The sequence below is a fragment of the Kribbella sp. NBC_00359 genome, assembly GCF_036097425.1.
Taxonomy (GTDB): Bacteria; Actinomycetota; Actinomycetes; order Propionibacteriales; family Kribbellaceae; genus Kribbella.
In genome coordinates this window covers 8,970,730-8,995,165 of the sequence record NZ_CP107975.1, presented here as the reverse complement: position 1 = coordinate 8,995,165, position 24,436 = coordinate 8,970,730, and the positions used below count along the sequence as shown (strand labels likewise).

Here is a 24,436-nt window from a genome sequence, read left to right as displayed (position 1 = left end):
GTGAACCCCAGGGGTCACTGTCGGTGGTGCAACGGGAACGGAGGCTGCACCCGAACCAGTGTCCGGCCCCTGCACATGGCCGACAATACGCCAGCCGGTTGAACGCGCGAGGTGTCCCGCTCGGACCCCCGCGTCAGCTCGGTATCCAGGGCTTCCGCCAACCGCCGAACCCGGCCGGTACTTCGTCGGCCGCGGCCGGCCCCCAGGTCCCGGGCTGATAGGTGTGGATCGGCGGCGGTGCGTCGGCCAGCGGTTGCATCACCCGCCACTGTTCCTCGACGGCGTCCTGGCGCGTGAACCGGGTGCTCTGCCCGGTCATCGCCGCATGCAGCAGCACCTCGTACGGCGTGGGGCCCTCGCCACCCTCCTGCGCGAACTCCATGTCCAGCTCGATCGGCGCGATCCGGCTCGTGTCCGCCCGGTGGGCGTCCACCCGGATCCGGACCCCGGTCGTCGGGTCGAGCTTGATCACCAGCTGGTTCGGCTCGGCGATGTGCCCGCGGGGGCCGAAGCCCAGCCGCGGCGGCCGTTTGAAGACCAGCCGGAGTTCGGTCTGAGTCACCGGCAGCCGTTTTCCGGTGCGGATGAAGAACGGCACACCGGCCCAGCGCCAGTTCTCGATGTTGAGCCGGAGCGCGGCGTACGTCTCGGTGGTGGAACCCTTCGCGACCCCGTCGATGGCGAGGTAGCCGTCGTACTGGCCGCGGATGTAGTTGGCCGGATCGGCCTCCTCGACCGCGCGGAACAAGGCGACCTGCGAGTCCTTCAGGGTGGTCGGATCGCCGCGCGACGGTGGTTCCATCGCGGCCGCTGCGACCACCTGCATCAAGTGATTGACGACCACGTCGCGCACCGCCCCGACCGGGTCGTAGAAGTGGCCGCGATCCTCGACACCGAAGCTCTCCGCCATCGTGATCTGGACACAGTCCAGGTAGTTGCGGCTCCACAGCGGCTCGAGCACGGCGTTCGCGAACCGCAGGTACAGGATCTCCTCCAGCCCCATCTTCCCGAGGTAGTGGTCGATCCGGTACAGCTGCGACTCGTCGAGGTAGTGGTGCAGCTGGTCGGCCAGGTCGTGCGCCGACTGCTGGTCGTGGCCGAACGGTTTCTCGACCACCACCCGGGCTCCCGTTGTCAGCCCGGCCTCGGACAGTCCCTGCACCACCCGGCCGAACAGGAAGGGCGGGATCTCGAGATAGAAGACCGGTGTCCGGGCACCCTTGATCGCCTGGCCGACACGCTCGTAGACGGACGCGTCGGTGAAGTCGCCACCGACGTACGACAGCCGGTCCGCGAAGCGGTCGAAGATGGCCTTGTCGACGGTGACCCCGGTGCCCTCGATCGACGTCCTGGCCCGGTCGACCAGTTGGTCGAGGGTCCAGTCGTCGGCCGCCACTCCGACGATCGGGCAGTCGAGCAGGCCGCGCGCCTCCAGTTGGTACAGCGAGCGGAACGTCATCACCTTGGCCAGATCACCGGTGATCCCGAAGATCACCAGCACGTCCGCGGCCGGCGCCTGCGAACCCGTCGGCGTCAGTGTCATGCCGCCTCCTTCGATGCCCGGGAGATCAACCTGCGGTCACAGGTCATCCTCATCCGCAGTCCGGGCGAGCGGCATCCTCCCGGACGGGTGATTCGGCGCCTGCGGCCGGTCCCGGGTCAACGGCTGTCGTGAAGGTGGCGTGGGTACGGCGTCAGGTGGGTCAGTTCGCCGTACGGCGGCGTCTGCGGGGAGCGGCCTGGTCGGGTGTTTCGCTCGGCTCGGACCCCGTCTGGAGGTCGTGGTACGCCTTGCGGGTCTGTTCGGTGTGCTCGCGCATGATCTGGGCCGACTTGTCCTCGTCGCCCTCGCTGATCGCCTTCACCAGGCGGTTGTGCTCGCGCCAGGAGGCGGCGCCGCGGACCGGTGCGACCGGGGTGTAGTACCAGCGGACGCGGCGATCGACCTGGGCCGCGAAGTCGACCAGGAACCGGTTGCCGGACATCTGCGTGATCAGGCTGTGCAGCTCGCCGTTCGTCCGCACCGTGGCGTCGATGTCGCCGGCCTCCTGGTACGCCGTGCCGACCTTGCAGAGCTCGCGGAGCTTCGCGACGTCGTCCTTGGTCGCATGCCGGGCGGCGAGCCGCGCCGACTCCGACTCCAGCGCCGCGCGGGCCGCGAGCAGCTGGTCGACCTCGTCCTCGGCGGGCACATGCACCATCGCGCCGAAGCCCGGCCGCAGATCCACCCAGCCCTCGTTGTTGAGCCGCTGCAGGGCCTCGCGCACCGGCTGCCGGGAGACGCCCAGCATGCCGGCCAGCTCGACCTCGACGAGGTGCCGGCCGCGCTCGAGCGTACCGTCGATGATCATCTCGGTCAGCGCCTCGTACACGGACTCGCGCAACGGCGTCGGCCGCTTGACGTGCCGCACACCGGCCGGTTCCGGCCGCGCCCCCGGGCCTGCGCCGATGGTGGTCATGAGGTCCTTCCCGACACAACTGGAGAACAGCACGGCACTTGGTAGACAGTCTACCAAGTACCAGGTGTGCCCCGCTGGCGGAGCAGCGTCAGCGACTCCGGGGCGGTGTGCAGTCGTCTGTATACGGCTGTAGTGAGGCGGACGGGATGACGATAGGGCTCGGCTGTGTCGGTAGTGTCGTGTGATGTGGATCACAGGATGTCTGTTTCCCGCGGATCCCGTTCGACGGATAGGCAGGGAATCCCGAGAGAAGGGTGTGGTGATGGAGAAGGTCACCTCGAAGGACGGCACCGAGATCGCGTACGACACCTATGGGGGTGGGCCGGGTCTCGTGCTCGTGGCCGGCGGTTTCACCGAACGCTCGCGGTACGCGGCCGACGCCGAGGCGCTGGCGTCGGCGTTCACCGTGGTCAACTACGACAGGCGTGGTCGCGGCGACTCCGGCGACACGCTGCCGTACGCGGTCGAGCGTGAGTGGGAGGACCTCGATGCGGTGCGCTCGGCGACCGGGGCTCGGTTCGCCTCGGCGTACTCGTCCGGATCGATGGTGCTGTTCCAGGCCGGACTGCCGTTCGAGAAGCTGGCGGTGATGGAGCCGCCGTTCCGGGTCGAAGGAGCACCGGAACCGCCGGAGCGGTACGTCGAGCGCTTGCAGGAGTTCGTCGCGGCTGGGAACCCGGGTGGCGCGGCCGAGCTGTTCATGGTCGAGGCGGTCGGACAGCCGAAGCAGGTGGTCGACCAGATCCGGGAGACGCCGATGTGGGCCGGGATGGAGGCCATCGCGCACACGCTCGTGTACGACGCCCTGCAGTTGCGGGACAGCGCCGTACCGCTCGAGCTGCTGGCGTCGATCGACGCGCCGACGCTGGCGCTGTACAGCAACGCCAGCCCGGCGTGGATGCAGGAGGCGGCCAAGCAGACCGCGGCTGCGCTGCCGCATGGAAAGGCGGAGGGGTACGACGGAACCTTCCACACACTCCCGCCGGAAACGATCGCGAGGGCCCTGACGGACTACTTCCTGACTACGTGACCTCGGTCGGAGCCCGGGGCAGTCTGACGTCAGCTTGGTAGTCGCATGGGCATCAGGATGTACGCCGAGTCCGTCGACGGAGTCTCGTCGGGTGAGCGGAGACCAGTGAGGTTCGCCGGTTTGGTCGGCTGGGTGAAGGCGAAGTGCGCGATCGGCGCACCAAGCGACGCGAGCCCGTCGAGCAGGTAGCCCGCGTTGAATCCGGCCACCACCGGCTCACCGATGAGCGTCGCCTCGACCGACTCCGAGGCCTGCGCCTCCTCGCCGTTGCCCGCGTCCAGCGCCGCCATGCCATCCGCGAACGTGATCCGCACCGGCGCTGTCCGTTCGGCCACTAGGGCGACCCGTTTGACGGCTTCGAGCAGCGCCGCCGTGTCCACGGTCACCGCGCTGGCGATCGCACCCTCCGCGGGGATCAGACTGCGGACCTTCGGGAAGTCGCCGTCGATCAGCCGGCTCGTCGCCCGCCGGCCGCCGCCCGCGAACCCGATCAACCCGTCCCCTGTGCGGGTCGAACCGAGCGCGAGCGTGAGGTCGTGACCGGCCATCGCCTTGGCCACGTCGGAGAGCAGCTTCGCCGGGACCAGCGCGTTGGCCTCGCGGCCCGGATCGACCGGCTCCCACGGGAACGTCCGTACGGCGAGGCGGTAGCGGTCGGTCGCGAGCAGAGAGATGGTCGTGCCGCGGATCTCCAGCCGTATCCCGGTGAACACCGGCAGCGTGTCATCCCGGCCGGCCGCACTCACCACCTGCGCGACGGCACGGGCGAACACGTCCCCGTCGACCACGCCGCTCGCCGCGGGCAGCTCTGGCAGCGCCGGATACTCGTCCAGCGGCAAGGTGTGCAGCACGAACCGGGACGTCCCGCTGCTGACCTGGACCTGAGCCGCTTCGCCGCTCAGATCCACCGTGTCCCTGGGCATGCTCCGGCAGATGTCCGACAGCAGCCGGCCGGACACCAGGACCCGCCCCTCGTCGGCCACCTCCGCCGGCACACTGACCTGCCCGGAGCTCTCGTAATCGAACCCGGACAACGTCACCTGACCGTCGGCCGCCTCGACGACCATCCCGGCCAGGATCGGCACACTCGGTCGGCTCGGCAGCCCCTTGGCCACCCATCCCACCGCGTCGGCCAGCACCTCACGCCCAACCCGAACCTTCATCCGCACTCCTCCCCATCTCGTCCTCCGACTCAATCAGCCACCACCGACAGTTTTCGCCGGCTCGGTGCAGCGATGACGGAAGTGAGTCCGGACTTCGGTGAGCCGGATCAGTAGACGGTCACGCCGTACGCGCTCGCTGCTTCGGTCACGGGCTGGAAGAACGTCGTACCTCCGCTGCGGCAGTCGCCACTGCCGCCGGACGTGAGGCCGAGCGCCTTCGTGCCGTCGTACAGCGGGCCGCCGGAATCGCCGGGCTCCGCGCAGACGGTCGTCTGGATCAGTCCGCCGACCCTGCCGCCGCCGCCGGAGTACCGGACGGTGACGTTGAGCGCGGTGACCTTGCCGCTGTGGGTCCCAGTGGTCGACCCCTTGCGAGTGACGGTCTCACCGACGACCGCGTTGGCCGCGGTGTAGCCGCCCGGGTGGCTCAGCGACGCGTTGTCGTACCGCACCAGCGCATAGTCGTTGCCGGGGAAGCTGTAGTTGATCGTCGGGCCGATCAGCGTGGAGTGGTTGGAGTTGGTGTACCAGGTGTTCGCAACCTTCCCGCAGTGGCCGGCGGTGAGGAAGTAGTAGGTACCGCCCTTCGACACGTTGAAGCCGAGCGAGCAGCGGTACTGACCGCCGTAGATCGCGTCACCCGCTGCGAGCAGCGGCCTGAAGACGCCGCTCGTGCGGTTGACCTGAACGGCATCGTGTTTCAGGGCAGCGACGTCCGATGCGGAGACGGTGCTGTCCGCAGTGACCACGACTTTGCCGGACGCCGAGTCGGTGTACCAGGCAATGCCTTTCACGGTCGATCGCTCCACTGCGGCGCTCGCGGCGGCGAGCTTGGCGGCCGGAAAGGGCTGCTTCGCGTCGGCGGCCGGTACGGCGTACAGCGACGCGGCGACCACGCCGACGGCGGTCAAGAGCTGGGCGGTCCGGGCCAGGCGGCGGCGGACGGACGTGCGTTCGATCCTCACTGGTTCCTCCTGAGGAGTGCACGGGACCTTTGGGCGGGGTCCCTCGAACCGTCAGCCTGGCGACACTCCGCCACCGGCCGACACTCAGGAGTATTTGCCTGGGCAGAGTTACGAGCAACCGCTGGTCAGTCGTCGAAGGCGATCTCAGTCAGATGGTTCGCCTGGCGGCGCGTGAGCACGACCGCCGAGGCGGCGCCCGGTACGACGTGACTCGGGTCGTCGACCGCTTTGGCGAGGAGCTCCGGCCACCGACGGCAGTGGGTGGCCATACTGCCCGCGCGCACGACCCGGCCGCGCACCCATTGGCCGTCGCGGGCCACGTCGCCCGGTACGTCGAGGAGGATCAGGTGTAGCGGCAGTCCGGCTCGTTTGGCCCGCCATCCGATCAGTTGGCGCACCCAGGGTCGGGTAGCGCAGTCGTGCAGCACCATTGGCCCCTTGCCTCGACTCATCGCCTTCAGCGCGAGCACGTAGTACGTGAGATGGAGGAGTGGTCGCCACCAGGCATAAGGCACGGCTCCGAGCACAGGCATCCACTGCGCCCGGAGCCGTTCGGAGTCGTACACGCGTACGCCGCCGTACCCGCGACCCACGGGATACAGCCGGCGGAGCAGCGTGGTCTTGCCGGCTCCGGGGATCCCAGCCAGCACGACGACGGAGTCCGCCGGGTACCGCAGCTCGGTCGGCTCGCGCAGTTCGGGTCGTGTTCTCCCAGCGGTCCACAGGCCCGTCATCGTCTCGTCCTCTCGTCCGGGACTTTCGTTCGTCAACGTCGATGAGACGCAGCCGGTTCCGCGAACGAGTCGCAGAACGGCTGAGAAGTCCCTGGGAATTGGCTGAGAGCGGAGAATCGACGCAGACCTGCTCAGGAGGCTGACATGCAATACCTCGTCACGATGACGACTCAGGTTCCCGCCGACGTGTCGGAAGCGACGGTCGACGAGGTCCGCGGCCGTGAGGCCGCCAGGTCCCGCGAACTCGTCGCCGGCGGCCACCTGCTCCGCCTCTGGCGTCCACCGCTCGAACCAGGCGAGTGGCGCACGTTGGGACTCTTCGAGGCCGACGACGCGGCTCAGCTCGAGGAGGTACTCGCGTCGATGCCGCTGCGGATCTGGCGCCACGACGAGGTCATGCCACTCCTGCCGCACCCGAACGACCCCACCTCGCCCACCCCGCTCCGTCTCGACGCGACGGAGTACTTCACCACCTTCACCGTGACCATCCCGGACGACGCCGACCCGAACGACGTCGACGCCCGGCACGCGGCCGAGGCAACCGCCACCCGCGACCTGGCCGCCAAAGGCAACCTGCTCCGCCTGTGGAGCACCGGCGAGAACCGAGCCCTCGGCCTCTGGCAGACCGACGCCGCCGACGAACTCCCGGCGATCCTCGCGGCCCTCCCGCTGGCCGAGTGGCTCCGGACCGAGACGATCCCGCTCACCACCCACCCCAGCGACCCAGCCCACGCCACCCCAGCCTGACCAAGGAGGCGGGTCCGGGGAGGCGACGAACCATCCCGCCTCTATGGTGGACCGATGGCGTCGGTCAAGCAGTTCCAAGTCACGTTCGACTGTGCAGAACCTGAGCGGGTCGCGCGTTTCTGGTGCGACGTGTTGGGGTACGTCGTGCCGCCGCCACCGCAGGGGTTTGCGACGTGGGACGATTTCGATCGCACGCAGCCGCCTGAGCGTCAGGGTTCCGCGTTCGCCTGCATCGATCCCACAGGTGTGGGCCCGCGACTGTTCTTCCAGCGCGTTCCCGAAGGCAAGGTCGTCAAGAACCGGGTGCATCTCGACGTGCGGGTCGGCACCGGGCTCGTGGGTGAGGAGCGCCTGGCCGTTCTCGAGGCCGAATGCGTACGACTGGAGGCGCTCGGCGCGGTACGCGGGCTACTCCTGCGGGCCGATGGTGTCAACGAGTCTTGCCAGAACATGCAGGACATCGAGGGCAACGAGTTCTGTCTCGACTGAGTCGCCTGGCAGTCAGAGTCCGAACTTGGTGGGTACAGGTCGGTTATGACGATGCGGCGGACAGGTGCGATTGCGGTCGTCCGGACGCGGAGTTGGCGGTTGCTCCGTGGTGTCCTGGCGATGCTGGTGTTCGCGCTGCCTGTGGTGCTCCTCGGGCTGGCGGTGCGACAGCAGTTCGATCCGCTGATCAGGGCCGACGAGTGGGCCATCCGGGCGGCCACCGGATTCAGCGTTCGTCACGGGCTGATACCGGCGCTGACCGTGATCCAGACCGTCAGCCAGCCGATCTTCGTGTACCTCGCGGCGACCGTGGTGGTGGTCTGGGCCTGGAGGTCCAAGAAGCTCAAGGGCCGGGCGTTGTGGGCCTTCGTGACGATGATGGTCGGCTGGGGAATCGGCGGGATCGCCAAGCCCATCGCCCAGCGCGCGCGGCCGGTCGTCAGCGATTCGGTGCCGCATGCGGAGGGCTACTCGTTCCCCTCCGGCCATGCCCTGAACATCACCTTGGCGGCCGGCGTCCTGGTCTTCCTGCTCTGGCCGCTGCTCTCCGCCACCCAACGCCGCATCGCCGTCGCGCTCGCGATCGTGGTGCCTGTGATCGTCGGTCTGGACCGGCTCTTCATCGGCGCGCATTTCCCGTCCGACATTTTCGCCGGGCACGTACTCGGTCTGGGCATTATGTTCGCTTCATGGATCGGATTCATCGGCAAGACGGCGTCGACCTCCTCACCAGGACCGTCGCACCCGGCGTAGCCCTCGGTGGTCTCATCATCGGCATCGGGCTCGCACTCAAGGGACCACTCCACGGGATCTCCCACGCCGAGGAGGCGGTCAACAAGGATCTTGCCGCCGACCGGACCGGAACCTGGAACACGATCACCGCGGTGTGGTCGCAGATCGGCAACACCGCAGGCGTGATCGCGGTCTGCATCATCGTCTCGTCCCTGCTGCTGTGGCGGACCCGGGACCTGCCCCTGGCGCTCGTCGCACCGGTGGCGATCGCCTTGCAGGGGCTGAACTTCCTGATCGCGGCACGCGTCGTGGACCGCGACCGCCCGCAAGTGGACAAGCTCGACGCGTCACCACCCACCGCGAGTTACCCCAGTGGGCACGTCGGCGCGTCGACCGGCCTGTACTTCGCGTTCGCGCTGCTCGCGCTGCGCATCGAACGCGCATGGCTGCGGTGGACGACGGTGATCCTCTGCCTCGCGATGCCCCTGCTCGTGGCGTTCTCGCGGCTCTACCGCGGGATGCACCACGTCACGGACGTCGGCGCGGGGATGATCAACGGCGCCATCTGCGCCCTGCTCGCGTACGGCTGGTACCGCCACTGCGCCAGTCGGCGACGTAGCGCTGCCCCGCAGCCCGCGGCCGCCACCCACCGCCCCCGCGGAGCCGCGTAGTCAAGCCTCGACGTAAGCGTTCCCGTTAACCGGTTGACCCTCTGCCAGCGTGCGCGGATGGACGATCTGGACTTCAGCAGGGCTCATAGCTTCGCCTGTAGTCGGGCTTCGTCCCACAGGCTGCGGTAGGCGACGGACGCCGGGGAGGTGCGGGCCCAGGCGACCACCGGGGCACGGCGTACGCCCATCTGCTCGACGACCGAGGCCATTGGGATCACGGTGCCCGCGACGTCTTGGTTTTCCTTCGGGAGTTGCTCGGACAGGTCGCGGTGCAACCGGCGACGGCGGTCGACCATGGACAGGAACGCGAGCAGGTCCGGCGCAGGCCCCTTGGCCTCGGCGATGAACGATCGCAGCTGGTCGAGCGTGCGCACCGACAGGGGAGCGGGCACCAGCGGAGCGAGGACCAAGTCCGCGGCGCGCACGATCCCCTCGGACACGAGCGACACGCTCGGCGCACAGTCGAGTACGACGACGTCGTACTCGTCGGCCATGCTGTCGAGGAGCCGGCCGAGGCGGCGGGTCGGCTTCTTCTGCGCGTCCAGCAGCAGGTCGAGGTTGCGGTAGGAGAAGTCGGACGGCAGCAGGTCGAGGTTGTCGAAGTCACTCGCTTTGACGGCGTCGCGGAGGTCACGCTTGCCGGAGACGAGCGCCTCGCCGCCGCCCTTGACCTTGGGCCGGATCCGGAACAGGTACGTCGCACCGCCCTGCGGATCCAGATCCCACAACAGGACCCGGTGTCCGCTCTCGGCCGCCAGCCAGGCAACGTTCGCCGCCGCGGTCGTCTTCCCGACACCGCCCTTGATGCTGTACGACGCGACGATCCTCATCGGCTGGTCACCATCCTTGCGTAGAGACGCTGGTTGTGTTTCCGGTTGAACCGATGCCAGCTGTCCGCCACCTCGGCACGCGCGGCGTCCTGACGAAGGTGCAGATGGTGTTCGAGGCGACCCATCGCCATCAGCGTCGCCGGAGGCGTCCCGGCCTGGGCGAGTTCGACGCCGTACTGGTGGACGCTGATGCGCTGGGCCTCGGCGTCCTGGAACTCGCCGAGGATGTCCTGCAGGAGCTTGAGCTCACTCACGGCCTCGCTTCGGGCATCGGCGCCGTACAAGCTGCCGAAGAACTCGAGCAGGTAGCGCAACTCCTTGCAGCGCTTGCGCAGGTCGTGCACGGCTTCGGCCGGAGAGGCGTCGGTGATGGCGTCGCCGCGCTTGGCGACGCGCTTCCAGGCGTGGCTCAGCAGTTCGTCGGCGACCTCGATCACCGGGCGCTCGACAGGCCCCGGGACCGTCAGCTCACGTCGCCATCCGTCGAGCAGCGCGGCGAATCGTTCGGACCGCAGTGCGCGGTTGAGTACGGCGTGCGTCCTGGTGCAGTGCCGCGTGAGCTGCTCACGCAATGGTTCGAGCTCGCTCGATGCGGACACGTGGCTGACCAGGTCGTCGAAGCCGAGCAGGTACACGTCGAGATCACGGCTCAACGAGGTCTGATCGGCGAGCCACTTGAGCTCGACGGCGTACCTCGCCCGGATGTCCTCGTCGATCGTTCCGTGCGCGAACTTCAGCACGGCTCGGGCACGGCGCACCGTGACCCGCAGATTGTGGAGGAACTCGGTGTCCAGCTGGCGAAGCGTGCCCTCGACGTTGTCGAGGACGATCTCTCGGAGTTGCGTGAGCGTGCCGGCGAACGCCTGGGTGGCCGGGATCCGCGCGGTGAACTCCAGGTCGGGCTTCGACCGGAAGCTGCGCGGATGGAGACCGGCGGCCCGGAGGACGGACTCGAGGAGCGGCTCCTTGGCCGGGCTGAACCCGGGGATGGCGTCCAGCGTCCGGCACACCTTGGCCGCGTCCTTGTCGTAGCCGCGGAGAGACTCGATCGTGGCCCGCACGCCGACGGGCGCGCCGTCCCGGACTGTGGTGGGACCTTCGACGACGATCCGGGCGACGGTCTTCTCCTCGGGGCCGAGCACCGAGAGCACCTGAACAGGACCGCTCGCGACTACGCGCGGCAGCAGCGCCCGCACACCGATCAGTTCGAGGACGCGGTCTCGCGTCGAACCGTCCGGAAGGGAGTGCGCGGTGACCGCCGTACGGCCGGTCGGCTGTCGGGAGATCCGCTGCCCTTCGAGGTCGCTCAGCACGAGCCATGACTCGCTCTTCCGCACGTGGTGCTCGAGCAGCAGCCCTGCCCGGAACAGCCGCCAGTCATGCGTGTCGAACCAGACTCTGCGCTCGGTGTGGTGGGCGTCGACGCGCACCGGCAACGCGTCGATCAGCACTTCGACGCACGACGGGCCGACCGACTCGTCGACCACGAACTCAGCCGCCACCCTCGGCTCCCGGAAACGCGACGTGAACGATGAATGAACACAGATTTGTGTCACTCCAGTGAACTACGGCATGCCCTTGTCGCGCTGCGGGCGCGCGGACTACCGGTGCCGATATTCGGCCGGCACGACCTCGCAGTGGCGGGGCAGCTAGCTTCGGTCGGCCAGCGACGTCACCAGTGGCGGGGTGATGTCGTCAAGCGAGTGCGCGACCACGGATGCGAGGCTGAGGGCATCCTCGTCGGGCGGAAAGGCCTCGGTGGGAACTGCGATGACGCGCAACCCGGCCCTGGCAGCCGACCGCAGTCCGTTGCTCGAGTCCTCGATTGCGACCGTCTGCTGTGCGTCCACGCCCAAGCGCCGTACCACTTCCTCGTAGACCGCAGGCGACGGCTTGCCGGCCCGGACCTCCTCGGTGGACACGGTGACACGGAATTTGCTGGCCAGGTTCGCGGACTCGAGGACCGCGTCGATCAGCTGCCGCGGTGACGACGACGCCAGTCCTAACGGCCAGTGGAGCGCCAGTCGCTGCACAACCTCGACGGCGCCAGGCAGCAGCGGCAGCCGTGACCGGTATCGGCTCGCCATGCGATCGATGACTTGGGCGGCCACGTCTTGCGGCTGGCCAGGCACTCCGATCACGTCCGTCAGGTAGGCCGCCCACTCAGGCGTGCTCATCCCCTGCAATGCCCGGGTCGCGCCATCGGGCCAAGGCCGGCCGGCTTCGACGGCAACCCCGCGCCGGACCTCGTCCCACTGCTGCTCGGAGTCGACCAGAACCCCATCAAGGTCAAACACGACTGCCTGCACTTCGCGCTCCGTCATTGCCCTCCCATCCGAAGCAGGTCACATGGACATCAACGGTTCCCCGACACGACTCGAACCTGCAACGTGCCGTCTATCGCGTGGGCCGGTACTTCAGGTGCGTCACTGCCGGTCCCGAGGCCACGTCGACGAGATCGAAGTCCAGGGCACCAACCTGGTCCAACGGCCGTTCGCCGCCGCCCACGGTTACTGGCGCGACGTGCAGCACCAGCTCGTCCAGCAGCCCGGCCCTGAGATATTGCCGCACGGTACTAGCGCCGCCGGCGATCTGCACGTCGCCGGCGTCGGCCGCCTTGCGCGCCTGTTCGAGTGCCGCCTCAATGCCGTCCGTGACGAAGTGAAACGTCGTACCGCCCTTCATCGGCAATGGCTCGCGCGCGTAGTGACTGAGCACGTACACCGGTGCGTGGTACGGCGGCTCCTCACCCCACCACCCGTACCAGGACAGGTCCCACTCACCCCTGTCCGGGCCGAACATGTTCCTCCCCATCACGAACGCTCCCGTCGGATTGCCGGTGAAGGGAGACGCGTCCGGTTCGGAGGCATGCCAGGCCATCGTCCGCATCCCGCCCTCACCCATCGGATTCTCCAGACTCTGCCCAGCAGCCGCCATGCACCCGTCAAGAGACACGGTGACATCGCACCTCACGATCCCCATCACTGGTCCCATCTCTCGAGATTCCGACCGCAAGCACGCCAGAAGACCTGACCCTCGACAACACACACCGCGCGGATCCCGCGTACCCATCCACGTGCCACTATGCCTGCCCTCCAACTCGCCCGTGGGTGAAGTGGGACGGCTACCTTCACTGGACGAGTCAGTCGCGTCCAGCAGTTGTGGTGTACGGCTATCGGGTGAGGACGGCCGTGAGCAGTCCGGCGAGGGCGAGGGATTGCAGGGCGGCTCGGGGCCAGATGACGCTGTCCCAGCGTTGTTGCAGGGCTCGGGTGTCCGGGGGAACGGTGTGGTTCGCTGCGGCCGCGCGAAGTTGCTTGTTGATCGGCGCGCTGATGCGGCTGTAGATCGCGAGCCAGGCCAGCAGTGCGGCCAGTGCGACCGCGCCGCCTATGCGTGCGGCGTTGTGGCTGCTGGTTGCGGTGACGAGTGCGGTGGCGATGAGTGCGATCACGCCGGGGGCCGGCAGTCGGCGGTCGCCGTACTCGTGGACCCGGCCGAGCAGGTCGGCCACGGAGGCGTCGGCGGCGCCGACGGCAGCGGGGCGCAGGACGAGCGCGGCGAAGATGTCCGTGCCGTAGATGATGCCGGTGGTCGCGATGGCGACTAGCGCGGCGGCGGTGGCTAGGGTGCTCACGGCTAGTTCTTTCTGGTCGATCGACGTGGCGGTGGTACGGGGAGGGCGCGGGCGAGGCAGTCGGTCAGCGCGTCGTCGAGCAGGGCGTGTAGTGCATCGGCGTCGACGTCGACGCGGCCGACGACCCGCAGCGCGATCAGCCCGTGGGCTGTTGCCCACAGCTGCAGGACGTGCCGCTCGGGCTGCGGGTCTTCGGCGGCGGCGAGCAGTCCGGTCAGGACATCGCCGACGGCCTGTCCGTCGGTCCACGTGTCGGTGACGGGCACCCGTACGCCGCCCAGCCCGTACATGAGCTGGTACAAGTCGGGTTCGGTCAGGGCGAAGTCGAGGTAGGCATGGCCGGCCTGCCGAACAGCGGACGCCTGCGGGTCGGATGCGCGGTCCGGCGACGCGGACGTCGGCGGCCGGCCCGCGGTGGCCATTGCGTCGCGCAGACGAACGAATCCGTCGCGGACCAGGGCGAGCAGGATGTCGTCGCGGCCAGTGAAGTAGCGGTAGGCGAAGTTCGCCGAGTACTCGATCTCCTCGGCGAGGCGTCGCATGGTGACGGCGTCCCAGCCCTCGCGCCGTGCCAGCTCGCGGGCGGCGGACAGGATCGACTCGCGGGCTGCGGCGCGTTCCCGCTCGCGGCGCTGGCGCGCCCGCGTCGGCGCGGGATCACCGGACTCCGTCACTGGAGGCCGGCCATGTCGGCAGTGCCGCTGAGTTGGGCGAAGAATGCCTGTCCGTCCAGCTGGTCCCAGTGCTCCACCGCCATACCGTCGACGACCCGCCAGATGTCGATGGAGTGCATCACCACACGGCGGCCGGTCGGTGCTATCCCCATGAAGGACCCCTGGAACGTGGCTTCGTAGGTGAATCGAGCGGCAACGCGGTCCCCGTCGACCAGTACATCGTCGAGGCTGACCTCCGTGTCCGGGAATGCCGCGAACCACAGCCTCCAGAACGCCCGGTTCGCGTCGCGTCCGTCGTCGACGAACGCGTTGTGGTTGATGTAGTCATCCGCGACAAAGCCGTCGACCGCATCCGGGTCGTGGCCGTTCATCAGGTCCGCGAAAGCGTGGGCGACTGTTGCGAATCGGCGGTGGGTGGTGCTCGTGTTCATGACTCTCCCTCGGTCGCGTGGTTACATCGTAACCACAGTGTACGGCGTAACCAAAACGACCGGCGCGCTGTAGAGTCCACCCAACCGGTTCTGCTCTTCGAAGGCGCAAGGAGTCATGCCGACGTCTCACCAACGCGCCCTCGACCTGACCGCATTCACGCCTAGCGAGGCTCGAAGTACTTCCAGGTCTTGCCGTGATCGGTGCTGGTGATGGCTTGGTTGCCGTTGTACTGCATCCCGTAGACGAACTCGCCGACTCCTTCCATCTCGCCGAGGTCGGCCGGCGGTGTGAGCGCCGCACCTGCGCCGGGCCGGAGGAGTTCGCGCTCCTTGCCCTGATAGAGCGCGAGCCCGGTGCCGTTGTCGAAAGCAACGGGAGACGACAGGAACGTGGAGTCCGGAGTGGCCACCGTTGTCCAGTGTTCGCCCCGGTCGGTGGACAACCGCAGCGGCACCAGGTCATCCGTCGTACGGGGGTTGCTGCCCGGGATCGCCACGATCGTCCGGCCGTTCGGGCTGACTCCCAGCCGGCCGCCCATCCGGCCCGGGCTGATGACGGAGCGGTCCCAGGTCTTGCCGCGGTCATCGGTCCAGTAGATGTTGCCGACGCCGCTGTTCTTGGCGCCGACCAGCCACCACCGTCCAGTGGTGTCGCGTTGGGGCTGGTACGCGTTGTCGATCCCGGGGATCTTCACCTTCCGCAGAGTCCCGGTCTCCGGATTCAGCGCCCGTAGGGTGCCGGACGCCAGCAGTACGTCGCCGTCGGCGAACTCGCTGGTCGGCGGAGCCCAGTGCAGCTTCTTCTCGACCCGGCCCTGATCCGTCAGGCCGACCATCACGGCCTGGGCCCAGCTCGGATCGCTGCCCTTCATGCTCGTCGGCATCGACAGTGCCAGCACCTCGTCACCGACCCGCAGCACGAAGTACTGGTTCTTGCGCACCGGCGCGGTGGTCCGCACCCCGTCACGGCTCAGCACCGCGGCGTAATTCTCGGTGTATCCCGGCTGCGGTGACATCCAGACCGAGGCCCATCGGGTCGGTGTGGCGAACGCGATGCCGGCAAAGCCCGACTTCTTGTCGTGGACCAGCTTCTCGGCCGCCTGGTCGACCGGGATCGACGCCTGGGTGCCGGCGGTCGGCGGCTTCTCGGTACCGGTGATGTTCCCGAGCGGCAGAACGGCAGCCAGTACTGCGATCGTCACCGCCGCAACGACTCCCGCGCAGGTCAGGGCTTGCCGACGGTGACGGCGGCGGATGCCACGGCGCTCCAGAGCCTCGAAGGGCAACGGCTGGACGGTCTCCTGGACGTCCCAGGACAGTTCTTTCAGCTCAGACATGGTTGACCTCCTCGGCGTCGTCGGCGAACTCGTGGACCAGCGGGGCCAGGCGGGCCCTGCCCCGGGAGAGTCGAGCCTTGACCGTCCCCTCCGGAACACCCAGCTGTACGGCGATCTCACCCACCGGCAGATCGACGATGTGGTGCAGCACGATCGCCTCGCGCTGTTCGTAGGGGAGCTGCCGCAGGGCCTCGACCAGCGCGACCCGGTCGGCGGACAGCTCGGTCATCGTTGTCTCGGGGACACCTGCGCGGGAGAGCAACCCGTGGAATCGGGTCGCGCGGCGGTAGCGCCGTCGTACGGCGTTCAGCGCGACCGTGCGCAGCCACGCCTCCGGGGCGTCGAGCTGGGCGAACCGCCGGGGTTTCTCGACCGCCCGGACGAACGCCTCCTGGACGGCGTCCTCGGCCTCGCCCAGGTTCCCGCAGATCGCGAACAGTTGCCCGACCAGCCGCCGGTAACACCCCTCGTACAGCTCGCGCACCGTGTCGCCGTCAGCCATCACCACTCCCCAGATCGGACCCTTTCCCTGCACGAGTCCTGGCGGAACGATCCGGTTGCATTACCAAAGCATGATGTCCGAGATGATCGGACGTGTTGTGGTTCATTGACACGTTGCAGGCTGGTCAGGTCCGCCATTCGTCCGCTTGCGACCCGACCTCACTCCCGACGATCCGACCAGCGCGATTCCTGAGTCGCCACACCCCTGGGCCCTTGCAGGCGGTTGTGTATCAGCGGACCTCCTGTGCTGCTCCGATAGATGGGGCAGCTACACGTGGTAGCGGCCTCAGGGGGAACGACAATGATCGACGACCACGAGCTCGCCGAGGGCATAGAGCGCATCGAAGCCCTCACCGCACCAACGCTCCAGGATGTCCGCACGACCTTCACCGCGCTGGATCGCACGGTCGCCTCGGTCGGCGCGGAGTGCCGGAGCATCTCCCAGACCCTGGACGCCTTGGGCACCGCACTCCAAGTGGTCACGCAGAGCGGCGGAATGTCCCAGCAGTGGGGTGGATTCGGCATGATTGGCTTGCCCATCGTCGGCGCGATGCGTGCCGCCCAGGGCATCACCAGTCAGTACGTCAAACAGCAAACCGGAGTCTCGCTCACCACCTGGACCGATCTCGTCGCCAGCTCGTCAGCGCAGTTCGAGGCTTACCTGTCCCAGCTGGAGACCGTCGCCGCGCTCTCGCAGCGGTACCACACCGCAGCGGCGAGCCAGCTGGATCCGGACGAAGCCCGCGAGGACCAGAAGATCCTCCGCGAGACCCGCTGGCGGACGCAGGCCTGGAAGCAGGTCCTGGGCCGTGTGGCGCAGCTGGGCCGGCTCGTGGACACGATCCTCAAGGTGAGCCTGACCGGCGAGCCAGGACTACCTGACGCCGACCGTTCGGACAGGTCGTCCAGTCTGTCCGGTTCCCTGCAGAAGCGGATCAAGGACGTGCAGAGCCGGACAGTCGAGAAGTCGAGTGATCTGCGAGAGTGGGTGCTCCAGCCCTTCGTCGACATCCGCGACAGCGTCAAGCGGCTGCCCAGCCAGACCGAGCGGCTCGCCCAGGAGGTCGCGTTGCTGGAAGTCCTGCTCGACCTCGAGGTCGCCGAGATCCGCGCCTGCCTCGGCGAGATCCCGCCCACCGAGGTCAGGATCGTCGGCCTGAGGGTGGCGGCCGGTGTGACCCTGCCGGAACTCGGCCGGCGGATTGCCACCGCCCGGCAGCGCGCGCTCGCCCACCAGACGTACCTGGATCGACTCGATGGCGCCCACAACGCCGGCGACGTCGCCGATCGGGTCTACGCCATCCTGTCGGCTGAATACCGGAGCAACCTGGCCACCAGCCGGTCCGACCTGGCCGAACTCGAGGCCGAAGCCGACGTATGGCGGCGAGACGGCCAGGCGGTCCTCGACGCCTGCGCCGACTGGATGACGCTGGAACTGGCTGTCCAGGCCGCGCGGGCGGTGACCGAGCAACGGGAGACGGCCGGTGATCGCCGCGTTCTCCTGCAGCGCGAATTGGACCGTGTCAACGAGGCAAGAAGCGTGCTGGCCACCCTTTAGCGCCGCCCACAACTGACAGTCGCGGCTGGGGCCGGGCCGGGCCGGCCTGCTCCGGGCGCTCCCGGCGGCGCGCGGACCAGAACGCACGCCTGGTCCGCTCCAGCCTGTACGCCGTCTCCGCCTTGATCAACTCTGGCGACAACGGTGTCCCGAGCATGGTTTCATCTCCTGTGATTGTGGCGCCCTCGTGGCGGCCCTCACCCCTTCTACGAACACCTCCGGCCGGATCCGACACCTCCGCCGGAATCCTTCGCAGGACTTCCTGTTACCTGCTCGACGACCAGGCGCGCCAGCCGCAACCGCGTCCGCCCCTCGATCACCATCCCTTTGGGAGTACGTCGAGCCACTCCTGCGGCTCGGCCGGGTGCGCATCAGGTTTGTGGTCGGGCCGGAAACAGCACCAGCTCGGCGGTGCTGGTGGGGGCGAAACGATCCTGGACGATGGCCTGCTGTCGGCCATGAGGGCGCTGGCGCGATCGGCACGCCTCAACTGCGTCCCAAAGACCACCTGCGGAGTGCTCAGCGTTGCAGGGTGCCGGATCGGGGCGCTGTCCCATATCCCGGCGTCTCGACAGACCGCGTCATTTCACCGTGATGATGATCCTGCCGCGGGTGTGCTCTACGAAGGCGGCGGGCGCGGCAGCCAGGTCGCGGACGGTCGTGACAAGCGGTGTGAGCCTCCCATCGCGGAGGCGAGCGGCCAGCTGGGCCGACTGTTCGCGGTTCGGCTCGACAACGAAGAAGATTGCCCGGCCGCCGAGGGGCTGGATGGTCGGCGGATCGGCGACAGTGACCAGGCTGCCGCCGGTGCGCACCAGCGCGGTGGAGCGGTCGCGGATCTCGCCACCGATCACGTCGAACACCACGTCGACCTCGCCGGCGTCCTCGAGTTGGTCGCTGTCCAGGTCGAGGAAGTCGTGGGCGCCCAGGGCGCCGGCCAGGTCCCGGTCGGAGGCCCGGCCGGTGCCGATGATGTGGGCTCCGGCCTCGCGGGCCAGTTGTATGGCGACCGAGCCGACGGAGCCGCCGGCGCCGTGGATGAGGACGGTTTGGCCTGCTTGCAGGTGAGCGTGGTCGAACAGCGCTTGCCAGGCCGTCAGACCGGGCATCGGCAGAGCGGCAGCGGCAACGTGGTCGACATCGGCGGGGAGCGGAGCCAGGTTGCGGGCCTCGACGGCGGCGTACTCGGCGAGCGAACCGTTGCGCGCCCAGTCGGTCAGCCCGAAGACCCGCTGACCGATCGTGAGACCGGTGGTGCCGTAGCCGAGCTCGACGACTACACCGGACACTTCGTGGCCAAGGACACTTGGCGTGCGGTCGCGGCCGGCGCGGTCGATCCAGGTCCCGGGCCACTCCGGCTCGCCCCGGAGGAAGCCTGCGGCGTGGACCTGCACGATGACGTCGTTCTCGGCGGCGCGGGGGTAGGGCAGCTCGGTCAGGGACAGCCCGTAGCCGTCGGCCTCGCGGTCCCGGACAGTGATGGCACGCATGACGATCCTTTGCTGTGGTCGTTAAGCTGGTTCGATTCGACCCTAGGCAGCGGTGACCGGCGATCGGTAGGCCATTCGGAGACGGTTCCGATGGGCCACCTGGCCGGGTGATTGGACCACGATGGTGGGGCGGGGAGCGGGCAAGCGGCGCGGGCCTGCCGCGCCGTACGGTCGAGCCACGACGTTCCACGATTTCTGCTGGGCACCTGATGTACGACGGCCTCGGGCACCTGGCCCGGTCAGCGCCGGCATCGAGTCGAGGGTGCGGCGAACTGGATAGGTCGCGTTGGGCGAGATGCCTGCTGGGCCAGGTCGTTTCCTCGCGGCCTACCTAGTTAGATCTCTGCGTCGTACCCGACCAATTCGATCAGCGCCGCCCGGAGAGCCTCCAGTCGGTCCTCGCCGAGCTGGTCGGCCCAGGTGCGCTCGACACTGCCTCCGGCCTTGCGGGACATCGGTCGGATCGCAAGCCCGGCCTCGGTGAGTACGACGAGCGACGCGCGCCGGTCGTTCGGGTCCGGACGGCGCTCGACCAGGCCGGCGGCGATCAGCTGCTCGACGCTCCGGGCCATGGTCTGCTTGCGCACGTTGGCCTTGGCGGCGAGCGCCTGGACACTGACGCCCTGAGGCGGCACGAACGGGATCACTCGCGCGTGAGCGGCGGTGAGGCCGCGGACACCGAGCTTCTCGAGCTCGGAGTCCATCTCCGTGGACCAGCGCTGGTTCGCCAGGCGCAGCAGCAACCCGATGAGTGGTTGGGGATGCCCGGGCATATAGACAGCCTCCTGTCTTTCGCTTACGGTAGATAGACAGCTACCTGTCTATCTTAGGAAGGACGACTGTGAACGCACCGACACTCCCCTTCGGCACCGCGATGGCGCTCGCTGAGCGCAACCTGCGCGGTCCGCTGATCCAGATCCTGACCGAGGAGGACCTCGAGCCCGGCGCGTGGTTCACACTCAACGCCCTCGGCCTGCGAGGGGCTACCCCAACGACGACCGTCAAAGCGCTGCTCTCCACCAACGGGTACGACGACGCGAGCGTCGATGCTCTGCTCGCGCGCCTCGCCGCCGGTGGACTCATCGAGGACGGTGACGAGCTACTCCGCCTCACCGCAGCGGGGGTCGAGCGCTACGCGTCTGTCAGTGACCGGATCGGCACGGCGACCCGGCGGGTGTTCAGCCTCTTCGACGCGGCACAGGTCGAGACGGCCCGCGCCGTTCTGCAACAGATCGCCGAGACCGACCCGGCGACGATCGCCGCGATCGCCTTCGACCAGGCCCCGGCGTGAGAAGCCCGCGCACCGCGCCCCTGACGCCCCAGGTCACCGATTCGTCCTCCAGCCGCCGGTGAGCCCGAGATCGACCGGCGGATGCTGGCCACCGCTGATTGCAGCGCAAGCGCTCAGCGTCCGCAACTTTCAGATGCGCGCTGTGCGGTCCTGGCAAGCCACTGTGCATGCGCCGACGGCCGATGTCGCTAGCCCGGCGCGGGGAAGCCGGCCGGGCTGTGATGGCCCTTCTTGTCGACGGCACGTACCCCGAACTGCACGTTGTCCTTGGAGATGTCGAGTGTCACCTCGGTGGCGTTGCCGACCGGGATCGCGCGCTCCCATTCCGGCGCCGTGCTCTCCCGCCACACCACGTGGTAGCCGGAAAGGTCGGCAGCAGTGTCAGCGACCCAGTGCAACGTCGAGTCGTTTGTGAGCTGGGTTGTGTCGATGCGCACGTCCTTGGGCGTGCCGGGTGCATTGGCCAAGGACCAGAACGTCGCCAGATTGACCCGTGCCACTCCGGCGATGTAGTCGAAATCGCAGAACTGGATCAGGTCGCCGAATTGCACGCCGTTCTCGACGCGGACGTCCTGGTGTTCGTGCGCGAAGTTCTCGGCCTCCTCGGTCAGCCGCACGGCGGGGTAGCCCTGTTGCAGGAAGGAGACGTGATCGCTCGAACGTAGGTACCTGTCGCGCCGGTAGATCGTCCGGACGTCCATGCCCGTGACGCCGTTGTCGGAGACCTCGCGGATGAACCTGGCCAGTTGTCTCGACGGCCCGTCGTTCTCGCCTCCGATGGACTGACGGATCGACGTCTGCGACGCCGTCTCCGAGGTCGGGACGCCCTCAGCGAAAAGCCGCACGAGGTGCTTGTAGCGGGTGCCGTCGTCTGCCGTGCTACTGCCGACGATGTCGTTGCTGATCATGCCCTGGACGTCGGTGCCGGCGGCCTTCATCTGCGCCGCCATGAACGCCGACCCGAAGAGTCCCTGCTCCTCGCCGGCAACGGTCGCGAAGACGATCGTCGCTTCCGGCTGGCGGGCAGCAGACAGGATGCGGGCCAGCTCCAGGACCACGGCGACTCCTGACCCGTCGTCGTCGGCCCCTGGCGCGTCGCTGGTGGAGTTCAGAACGTCTGTGACACGTGAGTCATAGTGCCCGGTCACGACGTACGTGCGGTTCGGCTCGCTGGCGCCCCGCAGTGTGGCGATGACATTGGTGATGACGGTCGGCACCGGGATTCGGGGGCCGGCCGCCTGGACGAACGACTGCTTCTCGACGGTGAGCCGACCGCCCGAGGCGGCGGCGTACCCCTGCAGTGTGGCGAACAGCCAGTCCCGCGCGGCCCCGATGCCGCGATTGGGGTCGTCCTGCGAGGAGAGCGTGTGCCGCGTCCCGAACGACACCAGTTTCTGGATGGTCGCCTCGAGCCTGGCTGGGTCGACCTGCGCGAGCAGTGACTTGAGCTCCGCGTCCGGCGGCTGCGCCGTCGGCGGGGGAGGAAGGGCCGGTGGTTTACTTCCGCGTGGGCGGGCAACGCCACAGCGGCGCCGATCAGCGGTGCCGCCGCCCCGGCGGATGCTGCAAGGATTGCGGTGGACAGAAGGGTGCGTCGGCTCGGACCGGCGCTCGGCACGGTATCCATGCTGCGTTTGTACGTCTCCTTGCCCGCCATTGTCCACGGCGGGTGACGGTGACTTTGCTGTAGGCCACGACATAGTCAGAACAAGGGCGGAGCCCTCCTGCGGCCGGCGCGGCCGGGCTTGCGTCGACAGACTGCCGAACTTGCCCGAGGTAGATCGAGGCGCGCGGCCCGGATGTGCGCCTGGGGCCTCCGGCAGTTCACCGCGATGTCGAGGGACTGCTGGTTGGGCACGCTGAGCAACGGGTCTCGACACCGCACCTACAACCGCTACGGACACTTGTCCACGGCCGCCATGCATGCGAGCGTCGTACTGATGGGACCGGCCTGGGCGGCGCGCCACCACTCCCGACCAAGAGGGGGCCCGTCCATGGTTCGATACCGCCGCGGGCTGGTCGCTGGGCTTGTCGTGCTGATGACGTTGTACGGAGTCGGATGCGGAGGCACGGCGCCGTCCGGGTCAGGCTCTGCGGCTGAGCCCACGTCAACCGCCTCCGCGTCGAAGCCGCAGCCGAGCACGCCACCGGCAACAGGCACTGCGCAGATCGTCAGCACCCATCAGGTGAAGGGCCGCACCTGGGACATCACGGTGCGGTCGCCGTCGGTCGGCACGGATGTCCGCGTGCGGTTGCTACTGCCCCGCCGATTCACCAGCGCTCCGGATCGACGATGGCCAGCGCTGTACCTGCTCCACGGGTGCTGTGACAGTTACGTCAGCTGGACGAGGTCCACCGACATCGAGCGGCTCTCGAGAGACCTGGACGCCCTAGTCGTGATGCCGGATGGCGGAAAGGCAGGGTTCTACTCCGACTGGATATCCGGACCGCACTGGGAGACCTTCCACCTTCAGGAGCTGCCAAGGCTGCTCAAGGAGCATTTCCGGGCCAATGACCGGCGCGTTGTCGCCGGAGTCTCGATGGGCGGGCTCGGGGCGCTGGATTACGCTGCTCGCCGCCCGGGAATGTTCACCGTGGCGGCCTCCTTCAGCGGCATCGTCAACACCCGCCTCGACCCGGATGAGTCGCAGGCGTATCTGGGGCTCCTGCAGTCACAAGGTGAGGATCCGTACGGGCTGTGGGGCGACCCGGACGCCGACGTGGACGTCTGGCGGGCGCACAACCCCTACGACCTCGCGGCGAGTCTTGCACGCACCCGGCTGTACATCTCGGCCGGATCGGGCCAACCCGGCCCCCTCGACCCGGCTGACGCGACATCCGACCAGACCGAGATCGCTCTCCGCGCCGAGAACGAACTGTTCGTCAAGCGCGTGCGTGCACTCCACCTCGACGCCCAGATTGACCTATATTCGCCCGGCACCCACAACTGGGTCTACTGGCAGCGAGAACTCCACAAGGCGTGGCCGCTGCTCAGCAACGGGCTTCACGACGGCTGACATACTCGCCGCCATCTCCGGGTACTGAGGACCCTGAAACCCGCGCCTCGCTTGGCGAGGCTGCGCGCCATAGACTCCTAGCCATGCTGGAGGTCCGCGGAGCCACGGCGCAGGATCGGATTGCCATCAGCAAGGTCTTGGCCGCTGCGTTCGTGGCCGATCCCGTGGTCCGCTGGCTGATGCCGAAGGCAGGCGGCGAGGTTCAGATGTTTCGAGCCTTGGCCGTTCACCTGCATGCCGCTCCCGGTTGCGCCGACATCGCGTTGGACGACGGTCAACCGGTGGGGGCTGCCTTGTGGGATCCACCGGGCCATAGCGTGTCACTTCGACAGGGGCTGATGGGGTTGTCGAGGTTGCTTCTTGGGATGGGGTCGGGTTTCCGCCGTGGCGTTGTGCTGGAGCGCGCGTTCACACGAGCGAGGCCGGCCGGACAGTTCTGGTACCTCGCGCAGCTCGGCGCGTCGACGCCGGGAAGAGGCGTCGGGTCGGCGTTGCTGGAGCGGCGCCTGGCAAGCATCGACGGGCCGGCCTATACGGAGAGCAGCAATCTGAGGAACGTGCCGCTCTACCAGCGATTCGGGTTCGCCGTGATCCAGGAGATCTCACTCCCGGAAGGCGGTCCAACACTCTGGACAATGCTCCGCAGGTAGCCGTTGCACGAGTGGGCGCATCCCATCCCG

General features: G+C 68.2%; 26 protein-coding genes. 9 read left to right on the top strand and 17 right to left on the bottom strand.

Going from position 1 to position 24,436, the window contains the following annotated elements; translation table 11 throughout:
* Positions 1 to 133 precede the first annotated feature (133 nt).
* Positions 134 to 1,543: a glucose-6-phosphate dehydrogenase gene (zwf, locus tag OG876_RS43465; RefSeq protein WP_328522595.1), complete on the bottom strand. Its 1,410-nt coding sequence runs from the start codon at positions 1,541 to 1,543 to the stop codon at positions 134 to 136.
* A 160-nt stretch (positions 1,544 to 1,703) separates the two neighbouring features.
* Positions 1,704 to 2,459, bottom strand: a complete 756-nt coding sequence (locus OG876_RS43460; protein WP_328522594.1) for a GntR family transcriptional regulator — start codon at positions 2,457 to 2,459, stop codon at positions 1,704 to 1,706.
* A gap of 262 nt (positions 2,460 to 2,721) precedes the next feature.
* Between OG876_RS43460 and OG876_RS43455 the strand changes: the two genes are divergently transcribed.
* A complete protein-coding gene (locus OG876_RS43455; protein WP_328522593.1) occupies positions 2,722 to 3,489 on the top strand; it encodes an alpha/beta fold hydrolase in 768 nt (255 codons plus the stop codon).
* Positions 3,490 to 3,518: 29 nt separating this feature from the next.
* On the opposite strand, the gene dnaN is transcribed toward OG876_RS43455, so the two are convergent.
* The 3 genes from dnaN to OG876_RS43440 form a co-directional block, all read right to left on the bottom strand.
* Entirely contained in the window at positions 3,519 to 4,652 is a 1,134-nt protein-coding gene (gene dnaN, locus OG876_RS43450) for a DNA polymerase III subunit beta (protein WP_328522592.1), read from the bottom strand.
* Positions 4,653 to 4,759: 107 nt separating this feature from the next.
* Positions 4,760 to 5,617 carry a S1 family peptidase gene (locus tag OG876_RS43445; RefSeq protein WP_328522591.1) on the bottom strand — a complete coding sequence of 286 codons (858 nt, stop codon included), beginning with the start codon at positions 5,615 to 5,617 and terminating at the stop codon, positions 4,760 to 4,762.
* A 125-nt stretch (positions 5,618 to 5,742) separates the two neighbouring features.
* The gene (locus tag OG876_RS43440) at positions 5,743 to 6,351 is read right to left on the bottom strand and encodes an AAA family ATPase (RefSeq protein ID WP_328522590.1); all 609 of its coding nucleotides are present in this window, start codon (positions 6,349 to 6,351) and stop codon (positions 5,743 to 5,745) included.
* Positions 6,352 to 6,495: 144 nt separating this feature from the next.
* Between OG876_RS43440 and OG876_RS43435 the strand changes: the two genes are divergently transcribed.
* The 4 genes from OG876_RS43435 to OG876_RS43420 are packed head-to-tail and all read left to right on the top strand — an operon-like array spanning position 6,496 to position 8,990.
* Positions 6,496 to 7,098 carry a muconolactone Delta-isomerase family protein gene (locus OG876_RS43435; RefSeq protein ID WP_328522589.1) on the top strand — a complete coding sequence of 201 codons (603 nt, stop codon included), beginning with the start codon at positions 6,496 to 6,498 and terminating at the stop codon, positions 7,096 to 7,098.
* A gap of 54 nt (positions 7,099 to 7,152) precedes the next feature.
* Positions 7,153 to 7,587, top strand: coding sequence for a VOC family protein (locus OG876_RS43430; protein ID WP_328522588.1), 435 nt, complete (start codon positions 7,153 to 7,155; stop codon positions 7,585 to 7,587).
* Positions 7,588 to 7,632: 45 nt separating this feature from the next.
* A complete protein-coding gene (locus OG876_RS43425; RefSeq protein ID WP_328522587.1) occupies positions 7,633 to 8,340 on the top strand; it encodes a phosphatase PAP2 family protein in 708 nt (235 codons plus the stop codon).
* Positions 8,277 to 8,990 (top strand): phosphatase PAP2 family protein, encoded by a 714-nt coding sequence (locus OG876_RS43420; RefSeq protein ID WP_328522586.1) that lies wholly within the window; start codon positions 8,277 to 8,279, stop codon positions 8,988 to 8,990. The genes OG876_RS43425 and OG876_RS43420 overlap by 64 nt, the downstream gene beginning before the upstream one ends.
* 83 nt (positions 8,991 to 9,073) lie before the next feature.
* Here the strand turns inward: OG876_RS43420 and OG876_RS43415 are convergent, their stop codons facing one another.
* The 9 genes from OG876_RS43415 to OG876_RS43375 form a co-directional block, all read right to left on the bottom strand.
* A complete protein-coding gene (locus OG876_RS43415) occupies positions 9,074 to 9,820 on the bottom strand; it encodes a ParA family protein (RefSeq protein ID WP_328522585.1) in 747 nt (248 codons plus the stop codon).
* Positions 9,817 to 11,322 carry a CHAD domain-containing protein gene (locus OG876_RS43410; protein WP_328522584.1) on the bottom strand — a complete coding sequence of 502 codons (1,506 nt, stop codon included), beginning with the start codon at positions 11,320 to 11,322 and terminating at the stop codon, positions 9,817 to 9,819. Before OG876_RS43410 ends, OG876_RS43415 begins: the two co-directional genes overlap by 4 nt.
* A gap of 147 nt (positions 11,323 to 11,469) precedes the next feature.
* Positions 11,470 to 12,144, bottom strand: a complete 675-nt coding sequence (locus tag OG876_RS43405) for an HAD family hydrolase (protein ID WP_328522583.1) — start codon at positions 12,142 to 12,144, stop codon at positions 11,470 to 11,472.
* A 73-nt stretch (positions 12,145 to 12,217) separates the two neighbouring features.
* Positions 12,218 to 12,802, bottom strand: a complete 585-nt coding sequence (locus OG876_RS43400) for a dihydrofolate reductase family protein (protein WP_442914069.1) — start codon at positions 12,800 to 12,802, stop codon at positions 12,218 to 12,220.
* 190 nt (positions 12,803 to 12,992) lie between these two features.
* Positions 12,993 to 13,457, bottom strand: a complete 465-nt coding sequence (locus tag OG876_RS43395) for a hypothetical protein (RefSeq protein ID WP_328522581.1) — start codon at positions 13,455 to 13,457, stop codon at positions 12,993 to 12,995.
* A gap of 2 nt (positions 13,458 to 13,459) precedes the next feature.
* A complete protein-coding gene (locus OG876_RS43390; RefSeq protein ID WP_328522580.1) occupies positions 13,460 to 14,131 on the bottom strand; it encodes a TetR/AcrR family transcriptional regulator in 672 nt (223 codons plus the stop codon).
* On the bottom strand, positions 14,128 to 14,562 hold the full coding sequence (locus OG876_RS43385) for an ester cyclase (RefSeq protein WP_328522579.1): 435 nt from the start codon (positions 14,560 to 14,562) through the stop codon (positions 14,128 to 14,130). Before OG876_RS43385 ends, OG876_RS43390 begins: the two co-directional genes overlap by 4 nt.
* 161 nt (positions 14,563 to 14,723) lie before the next feature.
* Positions 14,724 to 15,899, bottom strand: coding sequence for a WD40/YVTN/BNR-like repeat-containing protein (locus OG876_RS43380; protein ID WP_328522578.1), 1,176 nt, complete (start codon positions 15,897 to 15,899; stop codon positions 14,724 to 14,726).
* Positions 15,892 to 16,401: an RNA polymerase sigma factor gene (locus tag OG876_RS43375; RefSeq protein WP_328522577.1), complete on the bottom strand. Its 510-nt coding sequence runs from the start codon at positions 16,399 to 16,401 to the stop codon at positions 15,892 to 15,894. The genes OG876_RS43380 and OG876_RS43375 overlap by 8 nt, the downstream gene beginning before the upstream one ends.
* Positions 16,402 to 16,701: 300 nt before the next feature.
* Between OG876_RS43375 and OG876_RS43370 the strand changes: the two genes are divergently transcribed.
* Positions 16,702 to 17,958 (top strand): hypothetical protein, encoded by a 1,257-nt coding sequence (locus OG876_RS43370; RefSeq protein ID WP_328522576.1) that lies wholly within the window; start codon positions 16,702 to 16,704, stop codon positions 17,956 to 17,958.
* Between the two features lie 581 nt (positions 17,959 to 18,539).
* On the opposite strand, the gene OG876_RS43365 is transcribed toward OG876_RS43370, so the two are convergent.
* Together OG876_RS43365 and OG876_RS43360 are read right to left on the bottom strand one after the other, a co-directional pair.
* Positions 18,540 to 19,448, bottom strand: a complete 909-nt coding sequence (locus tag OG876_RS43365; RefSeq protein WP_328522575.1) for an NADP-dependent oxidoreductase — start codon at positions 19,446 to 19,448, stop codon at positions 18,540 to 18,542.
* 335 nt (positions 19,449 to 19,783) lie between these two features.
* The gene (locus OG876_RS43360) at positions 19,784 to 20,221 is read right to left on the bottom strand and encodes a MarR family winged helix-turn-helix transcriptional regulator (RefSeq protein ID WP_328522574.1); all 438 of its coding nucleotides are present in this window, start codon (positions 20,219 to 20,221) and stop codon (positions 19,784 to 19,786) included.
* Between the two features lie 68 nt (positions 20,222 to 20,289).
* On the opposite strand from OG876_RS43360, the gene OG876_RS43355 reads away from it, so the two are divergent.
* Complete coding sequence (locus OG876_RS43355; RefSeq protein ID WP_328522573.1) at positions 20,290 to 20,739, top strand: MarR family winged helix-turn-helix transcriptional regulator; 450 nt, start codon at positions 20,290 to 20,292, stop codon at positions 20,737 to 20,739.
* Between the two features lie 188 nt (positions 20,740 to 20,927).
* Here OG876_RS43355 and OG876_RS43350 read toward each other — a convergent pair whose 3' ends face one another.
* Entirely contained in the window at positions 20,928 to 22,127 is a 1,200-nt protein-coding gene (locus tag OG876_RS43350; protein WP_328522572.1) for a M28 family metallopeptidase, read from the bottom strand.
* Between the two features lie 798 nt (positions 22,128 to 22,925).
* On the opposite strand from OG876_RS43350, the gene OG876_RS43345 reads away from it, so the two are divergent.
* Together OG876_RS43345 and OG876_RS43340 are read left to right on the top strand one after the other, a co-directional pair.
* On the top strand, positions 22,926 to 23,756 hold the full coding sequence (locus OG876_RS43345; protein ID WP_328522571.1) for an alpha/beta hydrolase: 831 nt from the start codon (positions 22,926 to 22,928) through the stop codon (positions 23,754 to 23,756).
* 83 nt (positions 23,757 to 23,839) lie between these two features.
* A complete protein-coding gene (locus OG876_RS43340) occupies positions 23,840 to 24,406 on the top strand; it encodes a GNAT family N-acetyltransferase (RefSeq protein WP_328522570.1) in 567 nt (188 codons plus the stop codon).
* Positions 24,407 to 24,436 lie beyond the last annotated feature (30 nt).